Origin of the sequence: Tianweitania aestuarii (genome assembly GCF_018457165.1) — a bacterium.
Classification (GTDB): domain Bacteria; phylum Pseudomonadota; class Alphaproteobacteria; order Rhizobiales; family Rhizobiaceae; genus Tianweitania; species Tianweitania aestuarii.
This window is the reverse complement of the sequence record NZ_JAFMNX010000001.1, coordinates 628,231-652,905: the sequence shown is the minus strand read 5'-3', so window position 1 is coordinate 652,905 and position 24,675 is coordinate 628,231. Positions and strand designations below refer to the sequence as shown.

General features: G+C 61.6%; 23 protein-coding genes. 8 read left to right on the top strand and 15 right to left on the bottom strand.

What is annotated here, in order from left to right:
- The first annotated feature begins 335 nt into the window (after positions 1-335).
- The 4 genes from JYU29_RS03090 (at position 336) to JYU29_RS03075 (ending at position 3,871) form a co-directional block, all read left to right on the top strand.
- A complete protein-coding gene (locus JYU29_RS03090) occupies positions 336-1,244 on the top strand; it encodes a metal ABC transporter substrate-binding protein (protein ID WP_213983283.1) in 909 nt (302 codons plus the stop codon).
- Between the two features lie 67 nt (positions 1,245-1,311).
- Entirely contained in the window at positions 1,312-2,175 is an 864-nt protein-coding gene (locus JYU29_RS03085) for a manganese/iron ABC transporter ATP-binding protein (RefSeq protein ID WP_213983282.1), read from the top strand.
- A complete protein-coding gene (locus JYU29_RS03080) occupies positions 2,175-3,032 on the top strand; it encodes a metal ABC transporter permease (protein WP_213983281.1) in 858 nt (285 codons plus the stop codon). The genes JYU29_RS03085 and JYU29_RS03080 overlap by 1 nt, the downstream gene beginning before the upstream one ends.
- Positions 3,029-3,871, top strand: a complete 843-nt coding sequence (locus JYU29_RS03075) for a metal ABC transporter permease (RefSeq protein WP_213983280.1) — start codon at positions 3,029-3,031, stop codon at positions 3,869-3,871. The genes JYU29_RS03080 and JYU29_RS03075 overlap by 4 nt, the downstream gene beginning before the upstream one ends.
- Before the next feature lie 95 nt (positions 3,872-3,966).
- On the opposite strand, the gene JYU29_RS03070 is transcribed toward JYU29_RS03075, so the two are convergent.
- Positions 3,967-4,833: an SDR family oxidoreductase gene (locus tag JYU29_RS03070; RefSeq protein ID WP_213983279.1), complete on the bottom strand. Its 867-nt coding sequence runs from the start codon at positions 4,831-4,833 to the stop codon at positions 3,967-3,969.
- Between the two features lie 107 nt (positions 4,834-4,940).
- Between JYU29_RS03070 and JYU29_RS03065 the strand changes: the two genes are divergently transcribed.
- Positions 4,941-5,828, top strand: a complete 888-nt coding sequence (locus JYU29_RS03065; protein ID WP_213983278.1) for a LysR family transcriptional regulator — start codon at positions 4,941-4,943, stop codon at positions 5,826-5,828.
- A 15-nt stretch (positions 5,829-5,843) separates the two neighbouring features.
- Here the strand turns inward: JYU29_RS03065 and guaA are convergent, their stop codons facing one another.
- From guaA to katG, 6 genes are all read right to left on the bottom strand, one after another.
- Entirely contained in the window at positions 5,844-7,406 is a 1,563-nt protein-coding gene (gene guaA, locus JYU29_RS03060; protein WP_213983277.1) for a glutamine-hydrolyzing GMP synthase, read from the bottom strand.
- Positions 7,407-7,443: 37 nt separating this feature from the next.
- Positions 7,444-8,070 carry a 5'-methylthioadenosine/S-adenosylhomocysteine nucleosidase gene (locus JYU29_RS03055; RefSeq protein WP_431192834.1) on the bottom strand — a complete coding sequence of 209 codons (627 nt, stop codon included), beginning with the start codon at positions 8,068-8,070 and terminating at the stop codon, positions 7,444-7,446.
- 4 nt (positions 8,071-8,074) lie between these two features.
- Positions 8,075-8,536: a PaaI family thioesterase gene (locus JYU29_RS03050; RefSeq protein ID WP_189501025.1), complete on the bottom strand. Its 462-nt coding sequence runs from the start codon at positions 8,534-8,536 to the stop codon at positions 8,075-8,077.
- Between the two features lie 70 nt (positions 8,537-8,606).
- Positions 8,607-9,059 (bottom strand): TspO/MBR family protein, encoded by a 453-nt coding sequence (locus JYU29_RS03045; RefSeq protein ID WP_213983275.1) that lies wholly within the window; start codon positions 9,057-9,059, stop codon positions 8,607-8,609.
- Between the two features lie 42 nt (positions 9,060-9,101).
- A complete protein-coding gene (locus JYU29_RS03040; RefSeq protein ID WP_213983274.1) occupies positions 9,102-10,382 on the bottom strand; it encodes an RsmB/NOP family class I SAM-dependent RNA methyltransferase in 1,281 nt (426 codons plus the stop codon).
- Positions 10,383-10,495: 113 nt separating this feature from the next.
- Positions 10,496-12,712: a catalase/peroxidase HPI gene (gene katG, locus JYU29_RS03035; RefSeq protein ID WP_213983273.1), complete on the bottom strand. Its 2,217-nt coding sequence runs from the start codon at positions 12,710-12,712 to the stop codon at positions 10,496-10,498.
- A 130-nt stretch (positions 12,713-12,842) separates the two neighbouring features.
- Here katG and JYU29_RS03030 point away from each other — a divergent pair, with 130 nt between their 5' ends.
- Positions 12,843-13,769 (top strand): hydrogen peroxide-inducible genes activator, encoded by a 927-nt coding sequence (locus JYU29_RS03030; RefSeq protein ID WP_213983272.1) that lies wholly within the window; start codon positions 12,843-12,845, stop codon positions 13,767-13,769.
- Here JYU29_RS03030 and JYU29_RS03025 read toward each other — a convergent pair.
- From JYU29_RS03025 to JYU29_RS03015, 3 genes are all read right to left on the bottom strand, one after another.
- The gene (locus JYU29_RS03025; RefSeq protein ID WP_213983271.1) at positions 13,766-14,323 is read right to left on the bottom strand and encodes a hypothetical protein; all 558 of its coding nucleotides are present in this window, start codon (positions 14,321-14,323) and stop codon (positions 13,766-13,768) included. The two genes, JYU29_RS03030 and JYU29_RS03025, sit on opposite strands and share 4 nt — an antisense overlap.
- An 8-nt stretch (positions 14,324-14,331) precedes the next feature.
- Complete coding sequence (gene guaB / locus JYU29_RS03020) at positions 14,332-15,834, bottom strand: IMP dehydrogenase (protein ID WP_213983270.1); 1,503 nt, start codon at positions 15,832-15,834, stop codon at positions 14,332-14,334.
- A gap of 169 nt (positions 15,835-16,003) precedes the next feature.
- A complete protein-coding gene (locus JYU29_RS03015; protein WP_213983269.1) occupies positions 16,004-16,990 on the bottom strand; it encodes an MBL fold metallo-hydrolase in 987 nt (328 codons plus the stop codon).
- A 263-nt stretch (positions 16,991-17,253) separates the two neighbouring features.
- On the opposite strand from JYU29_RS03015, the gene JYU29_RS03010 reads away from it, so the two are divergent.
- Positions 17,254-18,678 carry an MFS transporter gene (locus JYU29_RS03010; RefSeq protein WP_213984234.1) on the top strand — a complete coding sequence of 475 codons (1,425 nt, stop codon included), beginning with the start codon at positions 17,254-17,256 and terminating at the stop codon, positions 18,676-18,678.
- A gap of 3 nt (positions 18,679-18,681) precedes the next feature.
- On the opposite strand, the gene JYU29_RS03005 is transcribed toward JYU29_RS03010, so the two are convergent.
- The 3 genes from JYU29_RS03005 to JYU29_RS02995 all read right to left on the bottom strand — a co-directional run bounded on the left by JYU29_RS03005 (position 18,682) and on the right by JYU29_RS02995 (position 21,316).
- Positions 18,682-19,449 (bottom strand): RlmE family RNA methyltransferase, encoded by a 768-nt coding sequence (locus JYU29_RS03005; protein ID WP_213983268.1) that lies wholly within the window; start codon positions 19,447-19,449, stop codon positions 18,682-18,684.
- A complete protein-coding gene (locus JYU29_RS03000; RefSeq protein WP_488657288.1) occupies positions 19,446-20,915 on the bottom strand; it encodes a Ppx/GppA phosphatase family protein in 1,470 nt (489 codons plus the stop codon). Before JYU29_RS03000 ends, JYU29_RS03005 begins: the two co-directional genes overlap by 4 nt.
- A gap of 206 nt (positions 20,916-21,121) precedes the next feature.
- The gene (locus JYU29_RS02995) at positions 21,122-21,316 is read right to left on the bottom strand and encodes a hypothetical protein (RefSeq protein ID WP_213983266.1); all 195 of its coding nucleotides are present in this window, start codon (positions 21,314-21,316) and stop codon (positions 21,122-21,124) included.
- Positions 21,317-21,572: 256 nt separating this feature from the next.
- On the opposite strand from JYU29_RS02995, the gene JYU29_RS02990 reads away from it, so the two are divergent.
- Entirely contained in the window at positions 21,573-21,911 is a 339-nt protein-coding gene (locus JYU29_RS02990) for a hypothetical protein (RefSeq protein ID WP_213983265.1), read from the top strand.
- Between the two features lie 55 nt (positions 21,912-21,966).
- On the opposite strand, the gene JYU29_RS02985 is transcribed toward JYU29_RS02990, so the two are convergent.
- Positions 21,967-23,073: a glycosyltransferase family 4 protein gene (locus JYU29_RS02985; RefSeq protein ID WP_250157161.1), complete on the bottom strand. Its 1,107-nt coding sequence runs from the start codon at positions 23,071-23,073 to the stop codon at positions 21,967-21,969.
- Positions 23,074-23,204: 131 nt separating this feature from the next.
- Positions 23,205-24,494, bottom strand: coding sequence for an exopolysaccharide biosynthesis polyprenyl glycosylphosphotransferase (locus JYU29_RS02980; RefSeq protein ID WP_213983263.1), 1,290 nt, complete (start codon positions 24,492-24,494; stop codon positions 23,205-23,207).
- Between the last annotated feature and the right edge of the window lie 181 nt (positions 24,495-24,675).

Below are 24,675 nucleotides of genomic sequence, written 5' to 3'. Positions count from 1 at the left end.
ATCCTTTGAGCTTTTTCTCTCATATTGATTGGCTCAATCAGTCATGATCGAACGAAATCCATCAATGACGAAGCACCGCTATGCCTTCGCAGACAGCGGATTATCTGTCAGATGATCACGGAAAAGGCCCGCAGGCCTATGATGTGGGTTTTTATATGGCGGATATTCTTCGCGCGTCAACCCAAGCTCATTGGCAAACATTGCGATCTGCTCCCGCCTTTCGCAACGATTTTACGAGCCCTAACTTGCAAATGGTTTGCAAGTGCACGTATTAGATGCGAATGCTTGTCATAAGCAGAGTGTGAATCGGCGACCTGTAGAATGAGGAAGACCCCATGATGATCCGGCTTCGCGCCCTGGTTTTGAGCGCCAGCCTGCTTGCTTTGGCCCACCCTGCCCTGGCGCAGGACGGCGCTGACAAGTTCAAGGTGGCGACGACCTTTACGGTGATCGCTGACATGGCGCGCAACGTGACTGGCGATGCGGCCGAGGTCGTTTCCGTGACGAAGCCCGGCGCCGAGATCCACGGCTACGAGCCCACCCCACGCGATATTCTTTCCGTCAGGGATGCCGATCTCATTTTATGGAACGGGATGAATCTCGAACGCTGGTTCGAGCAGTTCCTCGCCAATATCGGCGATGTTCCATCCGTGACCGTCTCGGACGGCGTTGCGCCGATGCCGATCGCGGAAGGGTCCTACGAAGGCAAGCCCAACCCTCACGCCTGGATGGGGCTCGACAGCGCCTTGATCTATGTCGACAACATCAGGGATGCCCTGGTGGCGAACGATCCGGACCATGCCGAAACGTATCGAACCAACGCCGAAGCCTATAAGCAGAAGATCCGCCAGGCCATCGAACCGCTGAAAGCCCGGCTTGCGGAGATCCCCGAAGGCAAGCGCTGGCTCGTGACCTGCGAAGGGGCCTTCAGCTATCTCGCCCGCGAGTTTGGCATGAAGGAGCTCTACCTGTGGCCGATCAATGCCGACCAGACCGGCACGCCGCAGCAGGTGCGCAAGGTCATCGACGGCGTCCGGCAGAACGATGTTCCTGTTGTCTTTTGTGAAAGCACGATCAGCCAGGCGCCGGCCCAGCAGGTCGCACGGGAAACCGGTGCGCGCTACGGCGGCGTTCTTTACGTCGACTCGCTCAGCGAGGCGGATGGTCCGGTACCAACCTATCTCGATCTTCTTCGCGTCACCTCGGAGACCGTCGTGACCGGCATGACGGGAGCGGTCGACTAGTGGCCGCTCAGATCGCCCGTGCCGCAAGAACTGTTGCTCCCCTTCCTTCGCATGCAGAAGATCGATCATGACGTCAGAGCCGGTGCATCCTCTTAAAGCGTCGCCCCCTCCCCCCGACGGTATCTTGGTGCGCGACGTCACCGTTACCTATCGCAACGGTCATACCGCCCTGCGTGACGCGACGTTCTCCATCCCTTCAGGCACCGTCACGGCGCTCGTCGGCGTCAACGGGGCGGGAAAGTCGACGCTTTTCAAGGCCATCATGGGCTTTGCCCCGGCGGCACGGGGCGAGATCCGCCTGCTTGGGCGCAGTGTGCGGGATGCCTTGCGCGAGAACCTTGTGGCCTACGTGCCCCAGGCAGAAGAGGTCGACTGGAGCTTTCCCGTTCTCGTTGAAGACGTCGTCATGATGGGCCGCTACGGCCATATGGGCTTCCTGCGCAGACCGAAAGCCAGCGACAAACAAGCCGTCGACGCGGCATTGGCCCGTGTGGGCATGTGCGACCTCCGGCATCGGCAGATCGGCGAACTGTCCGGTGGCCAAAGAAAGCGCGCCTTTCTTGCCCGCGCGATCGCGCAGGACGGCCGCGTCATCCTGCTCGACGAACCCTTTACCGGAGTGGATGCCCAGACTGAGGACCGGATCATCGCGCTTCTGCGTGAGCTGCGCGCGGAAGGCCGGGTGATGCTGGTTTCCACACACAATCTCGCATCCGTACCGGAATTCTGCGACCGTACCCTGCTCGTGAAGAACACCGTGCTAGCCTGCGGCCCGACCGATCAGGTGTTTACGCGCGACAACCTTGAACGCGCCTTTGGCGGGGTTCTGCGTCAGTTTGCATTGGGCGATACGATGCTGCGCGACAAACCGCCCGTCATGCCATCGGTCGACCACCTTCAGCCGGCTGACGCTTGTGAGGACCGCCAGTGATGGCGCTTCTTATTGAGCCTTTCGGTTATGGTTACATGACCAATGCAATGTGGGTCAGCGCGCTTGTTGGCGGCGTTTGTGCCTTCTTGTCCGCTTATCTCATGCTGAAAGGCTGGTCGCTGATCGGCGATGCGCTCAGCCACTCGGTGGTTCCGGGTGTGGCCGGCGCTTACATGCTCGGCCTTCCTTTCGCCTTCGGCGCCTTTCTATCCGGCGGACTTGCCGCGGCGGCGATGCTGTTTCTGTCGGACCGGTCCGGGCTGAAGGTCGACGTCATCATCGGGATCATCTTCACCGCCTTTTTCGGGCTCGGGCTGTTCATGGTGTCGATCAATCCGATCGGCGTCAGCATCCAGACCATCACCTTCGGCAATATTCTGGCGATCAGCCCGCAGGACACGCTGCAGCTCGTCATTATCGGGGTCGTGTGCCTGTTCGTGCTCGTTCTCAAGTGGAAGGACCTGATGGTCACCTTCTTCGACGAGAACCATGCACGCTCGATAGGCCTGCGCCCCGACCTGCTGAAAGCCGTCTTCTTCATCCTGCTATCGGCTGCTATCGTTGCTGCCATGCAGACCGTCGGCGCCTTTCTCGTGATCGCCATGGTGGTCACGCCGGGTGCCACGGCCTACCTGCTTTGCGACCGCTTTCCGCGCCTGATCGTCCTTTCGGTCTGCATCGGCACCGCAACGAGCTTCATCGGCGCTTATGCGAGCTATTTTCTGGATGGCGCGACAGGCGGGATCATCGTCGTGCTCCAGACGCTGGTGTTTCTGCTGGCCTTCGTGTTCGCACCCAAGCACGGCCTTCTGGCCGCGCGGCGGCGGGTGAATGCAGGCGGAAAGCAGGCAGCATGATTGCCGAACTTCTTTTGCTGCCGTTCCAGCTGCCGTTCATGCAGAACGCCTTTCTCGTGTGCCTGCTGGTGGCGGTTCCAACCGCGCTTCTGTCCTGCTTTCTCGTCTTAAAAGGCTGGGCCTTGATGGGCGATGCGGTGAGCCATGCCGTTTTGCCCGGGATCGTGCTTGCCTGGATCTTCGGCTTGCCCCTGATCATCGGCGCGTTCACGGCCGGCATGGTGTGCTCGCTTGCAACTGGCTATCTGGCCGAAAACAGCCGGGTGAAGCGCGACACCGTGATGGGCGTGGTGTTCTCCGGCATGTTCGGCCTGGGCATCGTGCTTTATACGGGGATCACCACCAACGAGCATCTCGACCATGTCCTGTTCGGCAATCTTCTCGGCATCAGCCGCAGCGACCTTGTGACCACCGGCCTCATCGCCCTAGGGGTGTCGAGCGTGCTCATCCTGAAATGGCGCGACTTCCTGCTGCACGCCTTTGATCCGACGCAAGCCCAGGCTTCAGGACTACGCGTCGGATGGCTGCATTACGGTCTGCTGGCGATCCTGTCCCTGACCATCGTCGCCACCCTGACTTCGGTCGGCCTGATCCTCGCAGTGGCGCTTCTCGTCACGCCCGGTGCGATTGCCTTTCTGATCACCCGATCCTTCGGCCGGATGCTTGTCGCCGCCGTTCTCGCCTGTCTGACCGCCATGATGGCCGGAACCTATCTCAGCTTCTTCATCGACAGCGCACCCGCCCCCACGATCGTTCTCGTGCTGACGGCGATGTTCATCGTGGCCTTCTTGCGCAAGCTGCGGATCACGAAGACGAATTCGCGGTCGGGTGTGGCTTAGGTCTGCGCGAGACTAGCCTTTGCCGCAGGCAGGCTGTCGAACGCGTGTGACAACCTGCCTGCAAGACTTGGATCGTTGCGGGTCCGCATGCGCTGCTAAGCGGCGGCAAGGGACTCGGCCGTTTCGCGATAGGTGTGCAACGAACGACCGAGCAGCGTCGTGAGGCGCTCGACATCGCCGCTCTGCGGGATCATGCCGTCGCTCACATAGCGCTCGGCCATGAGGCGCATTTCGTAGGCAGTCCACTTCGGCATAAACGTCGCCATGTTGGCTTCGAAGCCGCTCGGATCGTCACCGCCATATGTGACAGGACGGCCAAGCACCTCTGACCAGATCGCGGCCACGTGCTCGCCGGTCAGCGTCTGCGGGCCAACCACGTTGATCACCTCGATCGGCAGCTTGCCCGGTGCCTGGTCACGGCGGATCAACTCGAGTGCGGCGATCTCGGCGATGTCGCGCGCGTCCACCATCGCCACGCCCTTGCTGCCGATCGGCATGGGATAGATGCCGTGCTGAAGGATCACGTCCTTCACCATGACCTCGTTGTCGATGAAATAGGTCGGGCGCAGGATGGTGGTACTAAAGTTCATGGCTGCAAGCATGCGCTCTGCGCCGTACTTCACCGCAAAGTGCGGCACGTTGACCGCGCCGTCAGCATCGAACACCGACAGATAAACAACGCGCTCGACGCCAGCCTCACGCGCCACGTTGAGCGTGATGAGCGCCTGGGTGAATTCGTCGCCCGTCACGGCATTGAGCAGGAAGAACGTGCTGACCCCTTTAAAAGCGGCGCGCAGCGCATCGATGTCGAGCAGATCGCCTTGAACGACTTCGACACTCGACGGGAAATCCGCCTTGGCTGGATCGCGGGTGAGAACGCGAACGGATGCATTGCGGGCAAGGAGCTGGTTCACGACGTGGCGGCCGACACGGCCGGTGGCACCGATTACGAGAATGGTCATGGGATCAATCCTTCGACTTGTGTTGCTGACAAACCGAAGATGGGCGATCCATGTACGAGCGAATAGATACGTAATCTGGACGCGCCGTCTCACCAGTGGAACACTCGATGGATCTGCTCGCGCTTGCCGACTTCAACCTCGTTGCCCGCCACGAAGGCTTCGGAAAAGCGGCGCGCGCGAGCCATCGTCCCAAGGCGACGCTGTCGCGGCGGGTGGCGGAACTGGAAGCCGCCCTCAATCTGCGCCTGTTCGAGCGTGGTGCGCGAACGCTGAAGCTGACGGAAGAGGGGCGCGCGCTTTTTGCGCGCACCGGGCAGTTGCTGGGCGAGCTGGAAGAAACGGTCGCCGCCATTGCTTCGGGTGGTGAAACGCCGCGCGGACGGTTGCGCATCAGTGCGCCGCTGCTGTTCTCGCAAACGGCCATGGGACGGCTCGCCGCGGACTTCATGCGCCGTTATCCGGAGGTGCGCCTGGAAGTGACCACCGACGATCGCGCGGTGGACATGATCGAAGAGGGCTATGACCTCGTGATCCGCGTCAATCCCGCGCCGGACGACACGCTGGTGGGTCGTCCGTTTTTGCATGACCGGCTGGTGGTTGTGGCGTGTCCTGACCTCGCGCGGCCGGCCGATAACAGAGTGCCTGCCGTGGTGCGCGGCAGTGACACCGCGCAAAGCTGGACGGTCGACACCGCCGGCGGTCCGGTCGAGATCGCGGTTGATCCCGTGCTGCGGCTGTCATCGCTGATCATGATCCGCGACGCCGTGCGCACCGGCGTCGGCGTGGCCAGGCTGCCGATCTCGCTCGTCAGCCACGACATTGCATGCGGACGGCTGGTGCATTGGGGCGACGTCGCCAAGTCCGACATCGCCCTATGGGCACTCTACCCCACGCGCCGGCTGCTCAACGCGCGCGTATCCGCCTTCCTGGAGTTCCTAAGACACGCCTTCCCAAAAGCCGCGCCCGAGGAGTTGGCCGCTTATCTGAACGGATAGGGTTGACGGAGGCCGTTATTCCCACTCGATCGTTCCGGGCGGCTTGCTCGTTACGTCATAAACGACGCGGTTGATGCCGCGGACTTCGTTGATGATGCGGGTTGCGGCGCGGCCGAGGAATTCCATGTCGTAGTGGTAGAAGTCGGCCGTCATGCCGTCGACCGAGGTCACTGCGCGCAGTGCGCAGACGAATTCGTAGGTGCGGCCGTCGCCCATGACGCCCACGGTCTGTACCGGCAGGAGCACGGCGAAAGCCTGCCAGATTGCGTCGTAGAGGCCGGCCTTGCGGATCTCGTCGAGGTAGATGGCGTCGGCTTCGCGCAGGATTTCCAGCTTCTCGCGGCTGATGCCGCCGGGGCAGCGGATCGCGAGGCCGGGACCGGGGAACGGATGACGACCGATGAAGCTGTCGGGCAGACCGAGCTCCTTGCCGAGCACGCGCACTTCATCCTTGAAGAGCTCGCGCAGCGGCTCGACGAGCTTCATGTTCATGCGCTCGGGCAGACCGCCCACATTGTGGTGCGACTTGATGGTCACCGAAGGACCGCCAGTGAAGGACACGCTTTCGATCACGTCGGGATAGAGCGTTCCCTGCGCAAGAAAATCGGCGCCGCCAAGCTTGGCGGCTTCTTCCTCGAACACTTCGATGAAGAGCCGGCCGATTGTCTTGCGCTTCTTTTCCGGATCGCTTTCGCCTTCCAGCGCCCCGATGAAGCGGTCGGAGGCGTCCACTAGGATGAGGTGGAGATTGTAGTGCTCGCGGAACATGGCGACCACGTCCGCCGCCTCGTTCTTGCGCATCAGGCCGTGGTCGACGAGGATGCAGGTGAGCTGCTCGCCGACGGCTTCATGGATCAGAAGTGCTGCGACAGACGAATCGACGCCGCCCGACAGCGCACAGATGACCTTGCCCGAGCCGACCTGATCGCGGATCGCCTGCACGGCGTGCTCGCGATAAGCGCGCATCGTCCAGTCGCTCTTCATGCCGGCGATATGATGAACGAAGTTCGCCAGCAGCTTGGCGCCGTCCGGCGTATGCACGACTTCCGGATGGAACTGCACGGCATAGAAGCGGCGCTTGTCATCTGCGATGGCGGCATAGGGTGCGCCGGTCGAGGTGGCGACAACGCGGAACCCGTCCGGCAGCGCGGTGACGCGGTCGCCGTGGCTCATCCACACCTGATGGCGCGTGCCCTTGGCCCAAAGGCCTTCGAACAAAGCGCAATCGTCTTGAATATCGAGGAAGGCGCGCCCGAATTCACGGTGATGGCCGGCTTCAACCGCACCGCCGAGTTGGGCGCAGATCGTTTGCTCGCCGTAACAGATGCCGAGCACCGGAATGCCGGCATCGAAAACCTTCTGCGGGGCGCGCGGGCTGCCGATTTCCGTGGTGGAGGCCGGTCCGCCCGACAGGATCACCGCCTTGGGTGCGATGCGGTCGAACGCCTCGTCTGCGGACTGGAAGGGAACGATCTCGCAGTACACGCCCGCTTCGCGCACGCGTCGCGCGATCAGCTGGGTGACCTGGCTGCCGAAATCGATAATTAGGACTGTGTCGGGGGCAAGTTCTTCGCTCATGGCGAGCGTCTAGAGACATACGGAGATTTACGCAAGATCAGAGCGCAATGATCCCACTGTTCAAGCTGTGTTCGAGACGATCAACCGCATAGGCCAGGTTCTCATCGACGATGTGCAGATAGGCTGTCCAGTCGTCGACATGGGTCAACTCGGCGGCTCCATCCGAGATGCCGCGCAGGGCGATCAGCGGGATCTGATAGCGCATGGCGACTCGAAGCAGCGCAAAGGTTTCCATATCGACCATCTCCGCCTCGATCCGGTCATAGGCCTGGCCGGATACGATGTTTGCACCGGTGGACAATGTCGCGGTCGCGATTTCCGGAATGTGGATCGGCAACGGCAGAATAGCTGGAAGATCGAGCAGCGGCGTGACGCCGGGCGGGAAGCCAAGTGCCGAAGCGTCCATGTCGCGATAGGATACGCTGGTGGCCTGATAGACCTTCGTCTGCTCGAGCACCCGGCTGCCGGCGGATCCGAGCGAGATAATGAGATCCGGAAGAGTTTCACCCTGCTGCAACTGAGCAAGCGCCGTGGACAAGGCGATCGCGGCTTCGACGGGACCGATCCCGGTCATCAGCGGCTTGAAGCGGGATTGAAGAAAGGGGCCGTATTCGGCGGGCGCGGCCATCACGAACAACAGCCGTTTTGCGCCTACGGCGTGCAAAAGCTCAGCCGGCAATGCCGTCGCGGCCCACAACCGTCATCATGGTGCCCGTCATGGTGGCGATCAGCTTGGCTTCGCCGTCGGCACCAAAGGCATAAGCCTGTCCGTCTGCCACGATGATGGTGCGGCCGGGCTTGGTGACTTCGCCACGGAACAGGAAGCGCTCGCCCTTGCCCGGCGCCAGCAGGTTCACCTTGAACTCGATGGTGAGCACAGCGGCATCGGACGGCATCACCGTGTAGGCGGCGTAGCCGCAGGCGGAATCCATTGCGATGGAGATGACGCCGGCATGCAGAAAGCCGTGCTGCTGGGTGAGCTGGTCGGCAAAGTCCATCTCGATCTCGACGATGCCCGGCGTGACACTCGTCAGCTTGGCGCCGATTGTGGTCATCACCTTTTGGCGCGCAAAGCTTTCGCGAACGCGATCCTCGAAGTCTGCCCCTGCAACGAGCTTGCTAGCTGCCATCAATCACGCTCCCCATTGATGGAGCTATGGCAAATGGCGGGCAGTGACGCAACGCAAAGAGCGTGCCCGGCTAGTTCAGCACCATCAACGATATGTTGAGATAGGTCGCAAAGGCGGTCCAGAGCGCATAGGGGACGAAAAGCCATGCAGACAGCCGATCGACGCGCCAGCTCAAGGCAATGAAGCCGAGGATCGCAGCAAGCAGCGCGAGGATGACGATAAGCGCCAGCGCCATCTGCTGCAGGCCGAAGAACATCGGCATCCAAAGGAAATTCAGCACCAGCTGCACCCACCAGAGCTGCATGCGACGCCCGCTGGGACGCGCCTGCCAGCAGCGCCAGCCGACAAAGGCGATGAAGAGATAGAGGATCGTCCAGGCCGGTGCGAACAGCCAGTCAGGCGGATTGAACGGCGGCTTGGCGAGCCCCTGATACCATTCGCCAGGGCGGTTGGTGGCACCGATAAGGAGGCCGCCGCCGACAACGAGAACGAAAAATAGGACGAGGGAGACGATGCGCTTCATGTTGATGAAGGTAGCGCCGCCTCCCCTTCCGTCCAGTCGCGATCAGGCGCGGCGTTCCAGCGCGGCGAAGAAGAAGCCGTCGGTGCCGGTTGTGAGCGGGCTCATAACAATGCCGGAAGCCGAGAAGCGCGCATTTCCGGTTCCAAGCTGTTGTTCCCAAAGCGCTTTTTGATCGACGCAGACGAAGTCCGGGTGGCGCGACAAGAAGGCTTCGACCTGGTCGGTGTTTTCTTCGGCAAAGACGGAACAGGTCACATAAGCCAGGCGGCCGCCGGGTTTGACGAAGCGGGCGGCGTTGTCGAGGATGGCGGCTTGTTCGCCGATCCGGACCTCGAGCTGGCGGGTGCTGAGACGCCATTTGGCATCGGGACGACGACGCCAGGTGCCGGAACCCGTGCAAGGCGCGTCGATCAGAACGAGATCGAGTTCACCTTCCAGTTTGTCGAGGCTTTTCAACGATGTAACGGCCTGGACATTGCGGGTTTCGGCCCGCTTCAAACGGTCGAAAATGGGAGCCAGACGGGCTTTGTCGGCGTCATAGGCGAAGATCTGGCCGCGGTTTTCCATTTCGGCGGCGAGTGCGAGGGTCTTGCCGCCGGCTCCTGCACAGAAATCAAGGACTTGCATGCCAGGTTTGGCGGCAGCAAGCGTGGCGGCGATCTGGGAGCCTTCGTCCTGGATCTCGAACCAACCCTTCTGAAAGGCCGGTTCAACCTGCACATTCGGGTGGCGTCCAGAGCCCTCGATTGGGGGAATGCGGATGCCATTTGGCGATATGGCAGCGCCGATTGCCCCTGTTTCAGCGATTTCAGCGAGCACTTTGTCCCTGTTGGACTGCAGCCGGTTGACGCGAAGGTCGAGCGGCGGACGGGCGGCAAGAGCGGCAGCCTCAGCGACCCAATCGTCGCCAAAGGTGCGCTCGAGATTCGGCTGGCACCAGTCGGGAATGTCGGCCCTGATGATATCGGGGGCGTGGATAAGATCGCGCGAGCGGATCGCGAATTTTTCCGTTTCGCTCAGCGGCTCGGGCGCGAAGCGGTCACCGTCCAGCGTGCGGTCGAGGCTGTCTGATGTTTCGCCCCATTCGAGCAGGAGCGCGCCAAAGGCTGCGGCGCGCGGGCTTTCCTCGTCGAGCTTCCAGGCGGCGGAGCGACGGCGGCGCAGCGCGTCATAAACGATGTTGCCGATCGCGGCGCGGTCGCCTGCTCCGGCGAAACGATGAGACAGGCCCCAATCCTTCAAAGCGTCGGCCGCAGGGCGGTGGCGCTTTTCCATGTCGGATAGAACTTCGATTGCTGCCGCAAGTCGGCCGCCAAGACGCATATCGGTGTTTCCCGTGTTCGGATTGACCCGTTCGCAACCTTGCTAACGAGATGGCGGCCAAAAGAAAAGGGCCGGGATTGCTCCCGGCCCTTTCATTCTGGAAACGTGAAGGCTCAGCCTTCGAGACGATCCGGCTTCTGGATGTCGAAGCGGTCGGCGTTCATGACCTTGGTCCAGGCCGAGACGAAGTCCTTCGCGAACTTCTCCTTGGAGTCGCTCGTCGCATAGACTTCGGCATAGGCACGCAGATGTGAGTGCGAGCCGAAGATCAGGTCGATGCCGGTTGCCGTCCATTTCGGCGCCTTCGTCTGGCGATCGACACCCTGATAGATGCCGTTGGCATCCGGTGCCTGCCATTCGGTGGCCATGTCGAGCAGATTGACGAAGAAGTCGTTCGTCAGCGTGCCCGGCTTGTCGGTGAAGACGCCATGCTTGGTGTCGCCATAGTTGGCGCCGAGAACACGCAGACCACCGAGCAGAACGGTCATTTCCGGCGCGGTCAGCGTCAGCAACTGAGCGCGATCAACCAAAGCCTCTTCCGGCTTCATGAACTTCTGCTTGGTTGAATGCGTGTAGTTGCGGAAGCCGTCGAAGCGCGGTTCCAGCGGCGCGAAGGACAGGACGTCGGTCTGTTCCTGGGAGGCATCGCCGCGACCGGGTGCAAACGGCACCTTGATGTCGAGACCGGCATCCCGGGCAGCCTTTTCGACGCCCGCAGCACCGGCCAGAACGATCAGGTCGGCGAGCGAAACCGGCGTGCCGGACTCGGTCTTGATCGCTTCGAGCTTCTGCAGAACGGCATCGAGCTTCTGCGGCTCGTTGGCTTCCCAGTTCTTCTGCGGCTCCAGACGAACGCGCGCGCCATTGGCGCCGCCGCGCTTGTCAGAACGACGGAAGGTCGAAGCCGAGGCCCAGGCGGTGGAAACAAGCTGCGCGACCGACAGGCCGGACTGGAGGATCTTGTCCTTCAAAGCGGCGATGTCGCTGTCGGACAGCGGCTGGTTGTTGACCGGAACGACGTCCTGCCAGATCAGCTCTTCCTGCGGCACCCATGGTCCGAGATAGCGAACGCGCGGACCCATGTCGCGATGGGTCAGCTTGAACCAGGCGCGGGCGAAGGCGTCGGCGAACTGGTCCGGATTCTCGTGGAAGCGGCGCGAGATCTTCTCGTAGATCGGGTCAGCGCGTAGCGCCAGATCCGAGGTCAGCATGGTTGGACGATGCTTCTTCGAGGGATCGAAGGCGTCCGGGATCGTTGCTTCCGCGTTTTTGGCAACCCACTGCTTGGCACCGGCCGGGCTCGTGGTCAGTTCCCATTCGTTCTCGAACAGGTTCTTGAAATACAGGTTGCTCCACTTGGTGGGCTCCTGCGTCCAGGTGACTTCAACACCCGCCGTAATGGCATGGGTGCCGTGGCCGGTCTCGTATTTGCTTTTCCAGCCGAGACCCTGGTCTTCGAGCGCGCCGCTTTCCGGCTCCGGACCAACGAGCGAGGGATCGCCTGCACCATGTGTCTTGCCGAAGGTATGGCCGCCGGCGATCAGCGCGACGGTTTCCTCGTCGTTCATCGCCATGCGGGCGAAGGTTTCGCGGATGTCGCGTGCAGAGGCCAGCGGATCGGGATTGCCGTTGGGGCCTTCCGGATTGACGTAGATCAGGCCCATCTGAACGGCGCCGAGCGGTTCTTCGAGCTGACGCTCGCCGCTGTAACGCTCGTCACCAAGCCAGGTGCCTTCAGGACCCCAATAGAGTTCTTCCGGCTCCCACACGTCAACGCGGCCACCGGCAAAGCCGAAGGTCTTGAAGCCCATCGATTCCAGCGCGGCGTTGCCGGCCAGGATCATCAGATCCGCCCAGGATAGCTTGCGGCCGTATTTCTGCTTCACCGGCCACAACATGCGGCGGGCCTTGTCGAGGTTGGCGTTGTCCGGCCAGGAATTGAGCGGCGCAAAGCGCTGCTGTCCGGCACCGGCGCCGCCGCGACCGTCCGTGATGCGATAGGTGCCGGCGGAGTGCCAGGCCATGCGGACCATCAAGCCGCCATAGTGACCGAAGTCGGCCGGCCACCAGTCCTTGTTGTCGGTCATCAGCGCCTTGAGGTCGGCCATGACGGCATCGAGGTCGAGCGTCTTGAACTCTTCGGCATAATCGAAATCGCCGCCCATCGGGTTCGAGAGGTCGGAGTTGCGGTGAAGCATCTCGACATCAAGGGCATCGGGCCACCAGCCGCGGTTCGACGACTTCTTGCGTTCGCCAGGGCCGCCACTCTTGCCACCGCCATGGGCCACTGGGCACTGGCCCTCGGTCTTCTCGTTTGTCACATCATCCATGATAAAACTCCCTGGCAAGGCTGCTGGGTGGGTGGCGATCGGCGCCTGCCGACCTTTTCACCGCGTGTCGTAACGGGCATCAGCGATAATCGCAAATTGCCATTTCTTCTCGTTTCGATAAGAAGAAGTGATGATCAGAACAAGCCTGCGACAGCTGGAATATTTCGAGGCGCTTGCCGAAACGCTGCATTTCGGCAGGGCTGCAGCCTTGTGCGGCGTGACGCAGCCGGCGCTTTCGGCGCAGATCGCGGAACTGGAAGAGGTGCTGGGTTGCCGCTTGTTCAACCGGGCAAGGCGCGCGGTCAGCCTCACCGAAGAGGGCCATATCCTGCTGCCGCAGGCAACCAGCATCCTGCAAGCGGCGCGCAGCCTCGAAAGCAGCGGACAGCGCCCGTCCTCGATGCAAGGACGGTTCCGGCTGGGGCTGATCCCGACGATCGCGCCCTATCTCTTGCCCCCTCTCCTGCCAGCCCTGCGCGAAACCTTTCCGGCGTTTCAGCTCGAACTGCGCGAAGCACTGACGCCGCATCTCACCGGAGCGCTGCTGGCCGGCGAGATCGACGCCTTTATCGCGGCGCTGCCGATCGAGGAGCGGCAGCTGACGGCCACACCACTGTTTGTGGAAAGCTTCTTTCTGGCCGTGCCGGCCTCCGACCCCGACTTCATCGCCCCGCCCGTGCCGCCGGATAGTCCGGCGCTCGAACGCTTGATGCTGCTGGAAGAAGGGCATTGCCTGCGCGAACAGGCGCTGGCGGTTTGCACGCAGGTCAAACCCGTCGCCATGAAGCGCTTCGGCGCAACCAGCCTGACGACCTTGCTTCAGATGGTGGCGAATGGATTGGGCGTGACGCTGATCCCGCAGATGGCGGTGCCATCGGCCGACACGATCGCGGGACTGAAGATCGTGCCCTTCGCCGCACCGGCGCCGACGCGGGCCATTGCGCTGTTTCAACGGCGCAATGGTCTGCGCCGCGACGAATGCGACACGCTTGCCGGGCTTATTCGCGAGACGTGGAAGGCAAGCGAACAGGCTGGTCGCGGGGTGCTTCCCGGCTAATCCTGTTGCGGTTTTTCGGCGTTCTCGGCACGACGGGCAAGCACGAGAAGCACCGCGATCACCACCAGGCCGATACCGAAGAAGACGTGCTTCAGGATCACGAAAACGGAAGCCGTGCGGATCAGCGAATGGCTGACGCCAACGGGATCCACCAGCATGGACGAGATCATGACGTTCTCGCCGTAATCGACCATGAGGTAAGGCAGGATCCAGATCACGCAGAGCTTGCGCAAGGTGGCGTCCGCCAGACGGCGGAAGAAAGGAAGCCGGCGGGCCGCATAATAGGTGAAGCCGCCAAGCGCAAAGCCAACGAGGATCGGAAACAGAAGGTCGGCGGTGAGATAATGCCAGACCAGCACCGCTTCACGGCCGCGCGGCCCGAGTGCTGTCAGCCATGACAGCGCTTCCACTGGCTTGAAGCCGTCGAAGCGCCAATCAAGGCTGGCCTGCCCGCCGGTGAGCGGGCGCAGATACAGGAACTCGAAAGCAAGCATGACGAGCGCGACAGGGATTGCCGCGACCGTCAGAACGCCCGGATTACGCAGAAAGCGCACGGTGCCGGTTACATCACGCCGGGATAGTTCGGGCTTTCGCGCGTGATCGTCACGTCATGGGCGTGGCTTTCGCGCAGGCCCGCGCTGGAGATGCGCACGAAGGTCGCGCGGTCCCGCAGTTCGGGAAGCGTCGGTGCGCCGACATAGCCCATCGCCGCGCGCAAACCGCCGGCGAGCTGATGCAGAACGCCGGAAACCGGGCCCTTGTAGGGAACCTGGCCCTCGATGCCCTCGGGAACGAGCTTCAGCGTGTCGCGCACTTCGGCCTGGAAGTAGCGATCGGCCGAACCGCGCGCCATGGCGCCAACCGAGCCCATGCCGCGATAGGCTTTGAACGAGCGGCCCTGATGCAGGTAGACTTCGCCGGGGCTTTCTTCCGTGCCGGCCAGAAGCGAACCGACCATCGCGGCACTGGCGCCTGCGGCCAGCGCCTTGGCGAGATCGCCGGAATATTTGATGCCGCCGTCGGCGATGATCGACACGTTCTGCTTGTCGGCTTCTTCAGCGGCCGCCATCACGGCCGACAGCTGAGGAACGCCAACACCGGCAACGATGCGGGTGGTGCAGATCGAGCCGGGTCCGATGCCGACCTTCACGGCATCCGCGCCGGCGTCGATCAGGGCCTTGGTACCATCGGCAGTGGCGACGTTGCCCGCCATGATGCGCACGGAGTTCGACATCTTCTTGGCCGCGGTGACCGCGTCCAGCACGCGCTGCGAATGGCCATGCGCGGTGTCAATCACGAGAAGATCGACACCCGCTTCGATCAGGCGCTCGGCGCGTTCCATACCATCGGCACCCACCGTTGTGGCGGCGGCAACGCGAAGACGGCCCTGCGCATCTTTCGAGGCATGCGGGTTGAGCTGCGACTTTTCCATGTCCTTGACGGTGATCAGGCCGACGCAATAGCCCTGATCGTCCACCACGAGGAGCTTTTCGATGCGGCGCTGATGCAGAAGGCGCTTGGCTTCGTCCTGGCTGACATTTTCCTTCACCGTGACGAGGTTGTCCTTCGTCATCAGCTCATGAACCTTCTGGTTCGTATCGGACGCAAAGCGCACGTCGCGGTTGGTGAGGATGCCGAGCAGACGGCCAACGCGGGCACCGCCGACGCCGGCGCCGTCCACGACCGGGATGCCGGAAATGCCATGCATCTTCATGAGGGAAAACGCGTCGGCAAGCGTCGCATCCGGCCCGATCGTCACGGGATTGACCACCATGCCGCTCTCGAACTTCTTGACCTGACGGACCTGCTCAGCCTGTTCGATCGGCGTGAAGTTGCGGTGAACGACGCCGATGCCGCCGGCCTGCGCCATGGCGATCGCCAGACGCGCTTCGGTGACCGTGTCCATCGCCGCCGACAGGATCGGCAGGTTCAGTTCGATGTCATGGGCGATGCGGGTGCGGATGTCGGTCTGGCCGGGCATCACTTCGGAATGACCGGGCTGCAACAGCACGTCGTCGAAGGTCAGCGCATGTGCGCCCGTGATGGTTTCGATGATGCGCGCCATAATGCCAGTCCTTGCAATGCGGAAATGAAAAGGCGGGCACTACCGTGGGGCGGGCCTGATCTTTTCTTCCGTGTGGAGAATGGCAGTGGCTGCTACCACGACGGCGGCAGAAAGAAAAGACGGCAGGCGAATGATCCCCTGCCGTCTCGCGATCGGTGCGGCGATCCGCTCAGACCATGAACTGGTAGCTCGCCGGCACGAAGCGGAAGCCCGGACCCATTTCTTCCACGAAGCCGACGGAGGGATGCGGCATGTGATAGCCGATGAAGGGCATCTTTTCGGATGCCAGCATGCCGAAGATCTCCTTGCGGGTCGCGGCCGCCTGCGCCTTGTCGATGTCGAAGGAGACTTCCCAATCCGGCCGCTGGAGCGAGGCCACGAAGTGGTTGGCGGTGTCGGCCGTCAGCATGAGCTTGCGGCCCTGCGTTTCCAGCATGAACACCATGTGGCCCGGCGTATGACCGGGAGCTGCCATTGCGGTGATGCCCGGCGTCACGGTCGCCTTGTCCTCGATGAAGGTCATCTTGTCCTTCAACGGCACGACCTTGGCCTGAACGGCCTTGGCATTGCCTTCGGCCGGCGTGCCCTGACGGTCCGGCGAGGTCCAGAAGTCCCATTCGGTCTGGCCGGCGACATAACGCGCGCCGATGAAGGCAGGCTGGTCGCCTTCCATCAGGCCATTGATGTGATCGCCATGCATGTGGGTGAGCACAACCATCGTAACATCGGACGGCGAATAACCAGAATCGGCAAGGCGGCGGGTCAGCTGCCCCATGCCTGCGGCGCGGCCATCGGGACCCATGCCGGTGTCGAACAGAACAAGCTCATTGCCGGTGTTCACCAGCACGGGGTTGAACTGGTTGACCATGCGCTTGGGCGGCAGGAAGTTCTCCACCATGAGCGCTTCGACATCTTCGGCCTTCTGGTCGGCGCCGAAGGTCGGATACGGACCATCGCCCGGACGGACGCCATCCAGGATCACGGTGATCTCGAAGTCGCCCATGACGAAGCGGTGGAAGCCGGCATTACCGACCTCAGGCCTCTGCGGCGCTTCGGCATAAGCGGCGCGGGTCATGATCTGCGGCGCGACGACCATCGCCGTTCCCGCGGCAGCACCCAGTTTGAACACAGAACGACGATCGAAATCCTTGGTCATGAAACTCTCCTGCAACGATGGGTTTGGCAGCGATGGTCTGGCAGTAGTGGTTTGGCAGTGATGGGTTCGGCGGCAATCGGGCGTGGCGACATGCGTTCTTTGGGTAGCTGTTCGAACACAATGCTGCGGCAAGCCCTTTCACACCAACGTTACGCCTTGCGAAGGGTTCAACATCTGGTCCAAAGAAGCGCAGTCAATAAAGATAGCCTCCTATGGACTCTGCTTCTCCAGTCGAAAACAAGCTGCCTGACGCCCCTAGCGGCATCAACCGTGCGCTTCCCATCGTGCTCGCGGTCGCCTTGTTCATGGAGAACATGGATTCCACGGTCATCTCGACCTCCCTGCCCGCGATCGCGCGCGATATCGGAACAAGCCCGATCGCGCTCAAGCTGGCGCTCACGGCCTATCTTGTTTCGGTGGCGATCTTCATTCCCGTGAGCGGCTGGATGGCCGATCGCTACGGCGCAAAGAACGTCTTCCGCTCGGCCATCGCGGTTTTCGTCCTGGGCTCCATCGCCTGCGCCTTTTCCAACTCACTCGGCCAGTTCGTCGGCGCGCGCTTTCTGCAGGGCATGGGCGGCGCGATGATGACGCCGATCGCGCGCCTCGTTCTGGTGCGCACGACATCGAAGACCGAGCTCGTCAACGCCATGGCGCTGCTCACCATTCCCGGCCTGATCGGTCCGTTCGTGGGACCGCCGGTCGGCGGCTTCATCACCACCTACTTTTCCTGGCACTGGATCTTCCTGATCAATGTGCCGATCGGCATTGCCGGGATCTTCTTCGCAGGCCGCATCATGCCGGATATGCCCGGCCACAAGGGCGGGCGCATCGATGGCGTCGGCTTCGTGATGGCGGGACTGGCGGCCTCTGGGCTGGTGTTCGGCCTGTCCATGATCAGCCTGCCCGTTTTGCCGACATGGGTCGGCATCGCGGCAACGCTGACCGGTGCGATCTCGGCCGTGCTTTATATCCGCCATGCCAAGCGACACCCTGCCCCGATCCTCGACCTCAAGCTGTTCCGCAATCCGGTCTTCCGCAAGGCGATCACTGGAGGAACGCTGTTCCGGTTCGGCATCGGCGCCATTCCGTTTCTTCTGCCGCTGTTCTTTCAGCTGGTGTTCGGCCTGACGCCGTTTCAATCCGGCCTGCTGACCTTCGCGTCTGCTGGCGGTGCGCTGTTGATGAAATTCCTGGCGCCCAAGCTGCTGCGGCTCGGCGGCTTTCGCACGGTGCAGATGACCGCCGCTCTCGTGGGTGGCGCGCTGGTTGTCGCCAACGGCTTCTTCACGACAACCACGCCGCATCTGGTGATCATCGTGGTTCTGCTGTTTGCAGGCTTTTTCCGCTCGCTGTTCTTTACCTCGACCAACGCGCTCGTTTTTGCAGAGATCGACAACAAGGATGCCGGGCAGGCAACCGCCATCAACGCGGCCATGCAGCAGATCGCGGTGGCCATGGGCGTGGCGATCGCCGGCAGCATTCTGGAATTCGCCCCGTTCTTTACCGGTGCGCCGCTCGGTCACGAGACCTTCACCATCGCCTTCGTGATGGTCGGCATGCTGTCGATGGCAGCGTTTATCCCGTTCCTGACGCTGGATCGGGCCGCCGGCAGCGACATGTCCGGACATCGCCGCCGTTTGCCGCCGGCTGCCGATCCTGTCGCCCAACAACCCCCGGTGGTTTAAGCCTCACTCGCCGCCGGCGTTGTCCGCGTCTTCCATGTCGTCGACACTCTGCTCGGAAGGCTGCACCTGTCCCTTGAAGCCGCGCGCAAGAAGATAAAGCTCGACGGACTCGGCACGCGATGCTGCGGGCTTCACGTGCTGGACCGTCTTGAAGTTCTTCTTCAAGCGGTCAAGCAGCTCGTTTTCCGTCCCGCCCTGGAAGGTCTTGGCGAGGAAGTGGCCGCCGGGCTTCAGAACCGAGATCGCGAAATCGGCCGCGACTTCACACAGATGCATGGTGCGGATGTGATCGGTACGGCTGTGGCCGGTGGTCGGTGCGGCCATATCCGACAAGACAATGTCCGGCGATCCGCCCAAGGCTTCCATCAACCTGGCCGGAGCCTCATCCTCGAGGAAGTCGAGCTGCAGAAGCGTGACGCCGGGTAGCTCGTCCATTTCGAGATAATCGATGCCGACGACGCGCTTGTCTTCATCGCTCGAACCAAGGCGCTGAACCGCGACCTGACACCAGCCGCCGGGTGCCGCGCCAAGGTCGATGACGCGCGCTCCCTTTTTGAGGATATGATAGCGGTCGTCGATCTCGATCAGCTTGTAAGCCGAACGCGCGCGATAGCCTTCCATCTTGGAGCGATGGACATAGGGATCGTTGAGATGGCGTTCGAGCCAGCGCCGCGACGAATTCTTCAGCTTGGTTTTCTTGATGCGGGTCTTCAGCGCGCGTGCGCCGCTGCCTGCCTTCGAACTGCCCGGACGTTTGCTCGGCGGTTTCATCGCGTACCCTGCCGCTGATTGGTGTTGTTAGTGTTGTTGCGGCGCCAGGCACCGTCATCGCCCATCAATTCGCTCAGAATGCCTTCGCGCAAACCGCGATCGGCAACCCGCAAGCGCTCCGATGGCCAGACCGCACGGATGGCTTCCAGAATGGCACAGCCGGCCAGAACGAGATCGGCACGATCAGCGCCAATGCAAGGATTGGCGACGCGTTCGGCGAAATCCCACGAAACGAGCTTTGCCACCATGGCATCCACATTGGCGCGATCAAGCCAGAGACCGTCGACGCGGCGGCGATCATAACGTTCGAGACCGAGATGCACGCCGGCCAGAGTGGTGACGGTGCCGGACGTTCCAAGCAGATGGAAATCCGGGCCGTTGGCCAAAGCGCCGAGCTTGCCGCGTTCATCGAAACGATCGAGCATGCCGGCCACATCGGCCACCATGGCCTGGAAGATTTCCGGCGTCACCGTGCGACCGCCGAAGCGCTCCGCGAGCGACACGACGCCCACTGGCAAGGAGGTCCAGGCCACGATATGGCGCGCCAAACGCGGCCGCCTCTCGCCTGAAACATCCACAAGGGCGATCTCGGACGAGCCGCCGCCGATGTCAAACAGAACCACGGCCTTCGTGCCGCGCTCCACCAGGGAACCACAGCCGGAAACCGCCAGCCGCGCTTCCGTTTCGCGATCGATGATCTCGAGCTGCAAGCCGGTTTCGCGCTTCACGCGATCGAGAAACTCTTCGCCATTGGCGGCCGAGCGGCATGCTTCGGTGGCGATCAAACGAGCGCGCTTGATATCGCGAGTTGCGAGCTTGTCGGCGCAAACCTTGAGCGCTTCCACGGCGCGCGTCATCGCCGCATCACCCAGCCTGCCGGTCGCGGTCAGGCCTTCGCCAAGGCGCACGATGCGCGAAAACGCATCCACCACGCGGAACTGGCCGGAGCGCGTCGGCACCGCGACAAGCAGCCGGCAGTTGTTCGTGCCAAGATCAAGTGCGGCATAAGCGGGTTGCTGCGACGCCTTGCGCTCGAGTCGCTCGGGCAAGCGAACCTGAACCGCGGAAGGCGCGGGATGGGCAACAGGCGGCACTTTGCGCTGTTGATCGGGCTGCGGGTTTTGTTGGGAGCGAAGAAGAGCGCCGTTGCCGTTCTTGCCACCACGGGAGCGACGCCGGCGCTTCTTTACAGCCGGCTGCGGCGAACCGTCAGCGGCACGCGCGACCTTTGCCGAAGGCTCGGTCGGTTTGGCCGAGCCGTTCGCACCATTCTGCAAGGCAGCCGAGGACGGGATGCCAGCTGCGCCGTTTTTACCGGAAGCTTGCCGACCGCGCTTTCGCTTGCGCCGCCGCTTGGACGATGGCGCGGACGGCTCCTGGGCCGGGGACCTTGCGGATCGCGAGACGGCGCCTTCAGAAGAAGAAACGGCGTCAGCCGGGCGCGCGCCCGGCCCCGATCCATGCATCGACCCCCTGTTCGCCGACGCCTGCGCGTCAGGATCGGGATCCTTCACAATTAATCCTTCCGCACCGCGCGCCATAAGGCAGCTGCAGGCGCATCATGTCTTTGAGTTGACGCCAGACTAACAGCGAATCGGCCGATCACCAAGGCCGCATGTGGGATGTTTGCGCATCGCGCTCGCGAACCGGGCGCGCGGAACGCCATGCCACCCTATGGCTCGTCGCGATCCTTGTCCTTCACCGACGTTCCATCCGCATCCTGCGGCTCGTCCTGCCAATGACTGATGCCATCGCCATGAAGCGACAGATCGACCTTCTTGATCTTGCCGAGATCCCCCTGCCCCGGCACGTCAGGCACAGCGCCGGCCGCGTTTGTGTCCGAGGGTGTGTCTTTCTGCTTGGCCATGGTGATTGCCTCTTGCGTGGTTGATGGTGAGGGGACAATCCGTGGCGGGGTGGTGGGGTTCCCGTTTGGGAGAGGGAGGGAGGAGTGGCTTGCTCAGGCACGAGGATCCACTGCCGCCTCATTCTCCTGTTATGCAACCATAGGCTTGTGATAGCCTCTCCGGACGTTGTGCCGACTGCGCTTTGTTGCTTGGCTCATCTCTCCTGATGGTGGCTGATCAACCCCTACTGTCACCCTGATCTGAAAGCCTTCGACAATGCGCTGGTATCACATCAAGTCCTGGGTCGCGGACTCGATCTCGCTGTCTCACGACGCCATGCATGTCCATGTCGGACTGTTCATCTTCTTCGTTCTGCTTTGGCTGTTTCGTCGAAGCCCGCGTCGCCTTGCGCTCGCGTGGGCCTTGACCCTGGCGGCCACGCTCTTCAACGAAGCGCTGGATGCCTATGACTGGATCCTTTGGACCGGCACCATCAACTGGATGGAGAGCCTGAAGGACACGGTCAATACGATGTTCTGGCCGACCTTGACAGCGATCGCAGTCAATCATTGGCGTCGATCGAACCGATTATCCACCGCTGAAAAGAACCGCTGATCTCGGTTCTTCAAGCACAACGCTTTTCGGCGCCGCACCTTGCTTATGCCGCCGCTCACTGGCGCCGGGTTGTCAGCTCGCCGATGGCTTTGTTGTACGCAGCCAGAACGATGGTCTGGTCAAACTCTCTTTCCATCTTCAGGCGCCCGGCCAATCCCATCGCCGTTCGTGCTTGCTGAGGCAGATCGAGAAAGCGCTTCATGGCTGCGGCGAGACTATTGGCGCTCCGAGGGGCACATAGAAAGCCGGTCACATCTTCATCAACAATAGACCGGCAACCAGGAACATCGGTCGCAATCAGGGGGCGAGCCATGGCTGCGGCTTCGATCAAAGTGCGGGGGGCGCCTTCGCGGTAAGACGGTAGAACGACACAATGGGCCGCCTCAATGAAGGGACGCACATCGGTTGTGGTGCCAAGATACTCGACAACGCCTTCGCGCTCCCAACCCTGAACCGTTGAGAGATCAATTGCAGAGCGGTTCTGCGAGCCGGCAGCGCCGAGAAGCTGAAACCGGGTCTCCGGCAGGTGAGACTTGATCAGTCTTGCCGCTTCAACGAATTCCACCACACCCTTGTCACGCAACAAGCGTGCGATCATCAGAAAGGTCGTGGGTTTGCTCTGCGCTGGCAGATCGCTTGCTGCGAATTGGCCGAGATCGATGCCTGATCCCGGCAGAAGCCGTCCCTGTTCTGGGTGGACCAGCCGCCTTTGCACGAACAAGGTACGATCATCACCATTCTGGAAAAAGATGATGGGAAGCTTGCTGAAGGCACGCCGGTAAAGGGTCTCAGCAAGCAACCGGAGCGCGCCGTTCGACAAGAACGCAGTACCGAGCCCGCTGACATTCGGGATGAACGGAATGCCGTAAGCCTTTGCTGCCAGCGCACCGAAAACATTATTCTTGATCGTATAGCTCAGAACAATGTCCGGACGCTCATCGCGAAGATGCCGCTTGAAGGTTCCAAGCAGTTTCAGATCGTCGAGCGGATTGAGGCCTTTCACGTTCATCGTCAGCGGCACGAATGCGGCCCCGAGCCTTGCGAGTTCCGTTACACTGTCGTCGGGCGGAGCAAGGACGGTCACCTCGTGGCCGGCTGCAATAAGGCCATTCAACACAGACCGCCGGAAGTTGACGATGTTCCAGGCTGCGTTAACGGTCATGACGACTTTCATCGGCATGCCAAAGCGAGAGGATGTTGCAACGATGCGTAATCGCTGATCGGCAGATAACGCATATGGCAGACGGCCTCGCGGCTCTCGTTTGCAAGACAGATCAACAAATCAGAAGCCGCCTATTTTGCACCAAAACCAGTCAGCATCGTCTTGATCGTTCTCAAAACAATGACCAGATCAAGCCAAGGCGAAAAGTTCTTGATGTAATAGAAGTCGTAGTGAAGTTTGCTTAGGACCTCATCTACGCTCGACACATGCCCCTGGTTCACTTGCGCCCAGCCAGTAATCCCGGGTCGGACAATATGGCGATAGCGGTAGAATGGCAGCCGTTCTTCATAGAGCTCGGACAAAGCCATCGCTTCTGGCCTCGGCCCGATCCAGCTCATTTCACCGCGCAAGATGTTGACCGCCTGAGGCAGCTCATCAAGCCGGGAGCGACGCAGGAACCGTCCGAGCCGCGTAATACGAACATCATTATCCCGCGTAATTGCGGTTTCCCTGTTGCGACTGGAAGGCTGCTCAGCACGCATCGTGCGAAACTTGAGCATGTTGAACGGCTTTCCTCGATAGCCCATTCGCTGCTGGCGGAAAAACGCAGGACCAGGCGAGTCCAGCCGTATGGCCAAGCCGATCACCAGGAAAAGAGGTGACAGTAAAATCAGAGCAATCAGGGCACAGCCCCAGTCCATCGCCTGCTTGATCTTGAGGTAGAGCATGTTGGGATTGAGCGATCCCAACGTATTCTCGGAGAGGTGCTCGATATCTGTGCGGCCGGTCAGCGACTCCAGAACCTGTTTCAGGTGATAAACCGGGATTCCGGCTAAAGCCGCGTCGGCAATGAAACGCTCCCACTCATCCGAAAGATCGGCGCGGAGGTCTACCACGATGCCGCTCACGCCTGTTGGTAGCACCGTCGGCACAGAGACGCGGCGCCATACGATGTCGGTGATACTGATAAGCACATCGACCGCCCCACCGGGAACGATGGCGAGTTCCCGTGGAGCGATCCGGCGGTTCACAATGCTCATGCCGAAATACCAGAGCGTCGACATGACGAAGCTGCCAGCTGCTTGAAAGCGGCTGTAATCAAGTCGCCAGAAAAAGATGATCAGGAAGATCGATCCATACGCCAGCGCAAAAGTCGGGAAGATCGATCCGGCGCCTGCGATCCCTGGCACGGTGCCAAGCTTTCGATAGGTTATATAGCCAAGCACGTGCGCGCAAAATGCGGCTACCAGCGTGGTCTGCATGTTGGATTCCGAAAGAACGGAAACGCCGCCATTGGTCATGCGCAACAGTGCCGGGAGCAGGATCGCAAAACTCAGCCCCCCCAGGAGCTGAAAACGCGTCATGCCGAACAGGCGGCGTTGCGCGCCGAGCCTGGGAATTGACTGGTCGAGTGACGGCATGAACAAATTTTCGGGTGCTGTTTCTGCGGCAGAACCTACACCACCATGTATTTCACGCAACCCTGATATTGATCATGTCACACAAAGCGTTGTAACTGCACACGCGGTACAGAGGCGCTTCGGAACCTGCTCGGACTTGTTTCGGCTTGTTACGGGATCGTCATATGTACAGCGACGGCAA

Excerpts from the sequence above, each read along its gene's own strand:
- JYU29_RS03090 (WP_213983283.1), top strand. The coding sequence starts at position 336 with ATGATGATCCGGCTTCGCGCCCTGGTTTTGAGCGCCAGCCTGCTTGCT.
- JYU29_RS03085 (WP_213983282.1), top strand. The coding sequence starts at position 1,312 with ATGACGTCAGAGCCGGTGCATCCTCTTAAAGCGTCGCCCCCTCCCCCC.
- JYU29_RS03080 (WP_213983281.1), top strand. The coding sequence starts at position 2,175 with ATGGCGCTTCTTATTGAGCCTTTCGGTTATGGTTACATGACCAATGCA.
- JYU29_RS03075 (WP_213983280.1), top strand. The coding sequence starts at position 3,029 with ATGATTGCCGAACTTCTTTTGCTGCCGTTCCAGCTGCCGTTCATGCAG.
- JYU29_RS03070 (WP_213983279.1), bottom strand. The coding sequence starts at position 4,833 with ATGACCATTCTCGTAATCGGTGCCACCGGCCGTGTCGGCCGCCACGTC.
- JYU29_RS03065 (WP_213983278.1), top strand. The coding sequence starts at position 4,941 with ATGGATCTGCTCGCGCTTGCCGACTTCAACCTCGTTGCCCGCCACGAA.
- guaA (WP_213983277.1), bottom strand. The coding sequence starts at position 7,406 with ATGAGCGAAGAACTTGCCCCCGACACAGTCCTAATTATCGATTTCGGC.
- JYU29_RS03050 (WP_189501025.1), bottom strand. The coding sequence starts at position 8,536 with ATGGCAGCTAGCAAGCTCGTTGCAGGGGCAGACTTCGAGGATCGCGTT.
- JYU29_RS03045 (WP_213983275.1), bottom strand. The coding sequence starts at position 9,059 with ATGAAGCGCATCGTCTCCCTCGTCCTATTTTTCGTTCTCGTTGTCGGC.
- JYU29_RS03040 (WP_213983274.1), bottom strand. The coding sequence starts at position 10,382 with ATGCGTCTTGGCGGCCGACTTGCGGCAGCAATCGAAGTTCTATCCGAC.
- katG (WP_213983273.1), bottom strand. The coding sequence starts at position 12,712 with ATGGATGATGTGACAAACGAGAAGACCGAGGGCCAGTGCCCAGTGGCC.
- JYU29_RS03030 (WP_213983272.1), top strand. The coding sequence starts at position 12,843 with ATGATCAGAACAAGCCTGCGACAGCTGGAATATTTCGAGGCGCTTGCC.
- guaB (WP_213983270.1), bottom strand. The coding sequence starts at position 15,834 with ATGGCGCGCATCATCGAAACCATCACGGGCGCACATGCGCTGACCTTC.
- JYU29_RS03015 (WP_213983269.1), bottom strand. The coding sequence starts at position 16,990 with ATGACCAAGGATTTCGATCGTCGTTCTGTGTTCAAACTGGGTGCTGCC.
- JYU29_RS03005 (WP_213983268.1), bottom strand. The coding sequence starts at position 19,449 with ATGAAACCGCCGAGCAAACGTCCGGGCAGTTCGAAGGCAGGCAGCGGC.
- JYU29_RS03000 (WP_488657288.1), bottom strand. The coding sequence starts at position 20,915 with ATGCATGGATCGGGGCCGGGCGCGCGCCCGGCTGACGCCGTTTCTTCT.
- JYU29_RS02995 (WP_213983266.1), bottom strand. The coding sequence starts at position 21,316 with ATGGCCAAGCAGAAAGACACACCCTCGGACACAAACGCGGCCGGCGCT.
- JYU29_RS02990 (WP_213983265.1), top strand. The coding sequence starts at position 21,573 with ATGCGCTGGTATCACATCAAGTCCTGGGTCGCGGACTCGATCTCGCTG.
- JYU29_RS02985 (WP_250157161.1), bottom strand. The coding sequence starts at position 23,073 with ATGACCGTTAACGCAGCCTGGAACATCGTCAACTTCCGGCGGTCTGTG.
- JYU29_RS02980 (WP_213983263.1), bottom strand. The coding sequence starts at position 24,494 with ATGCCGTCACTCGACCAGTCAATTCCCAGGCTCGGCGCGCAACGCCGC.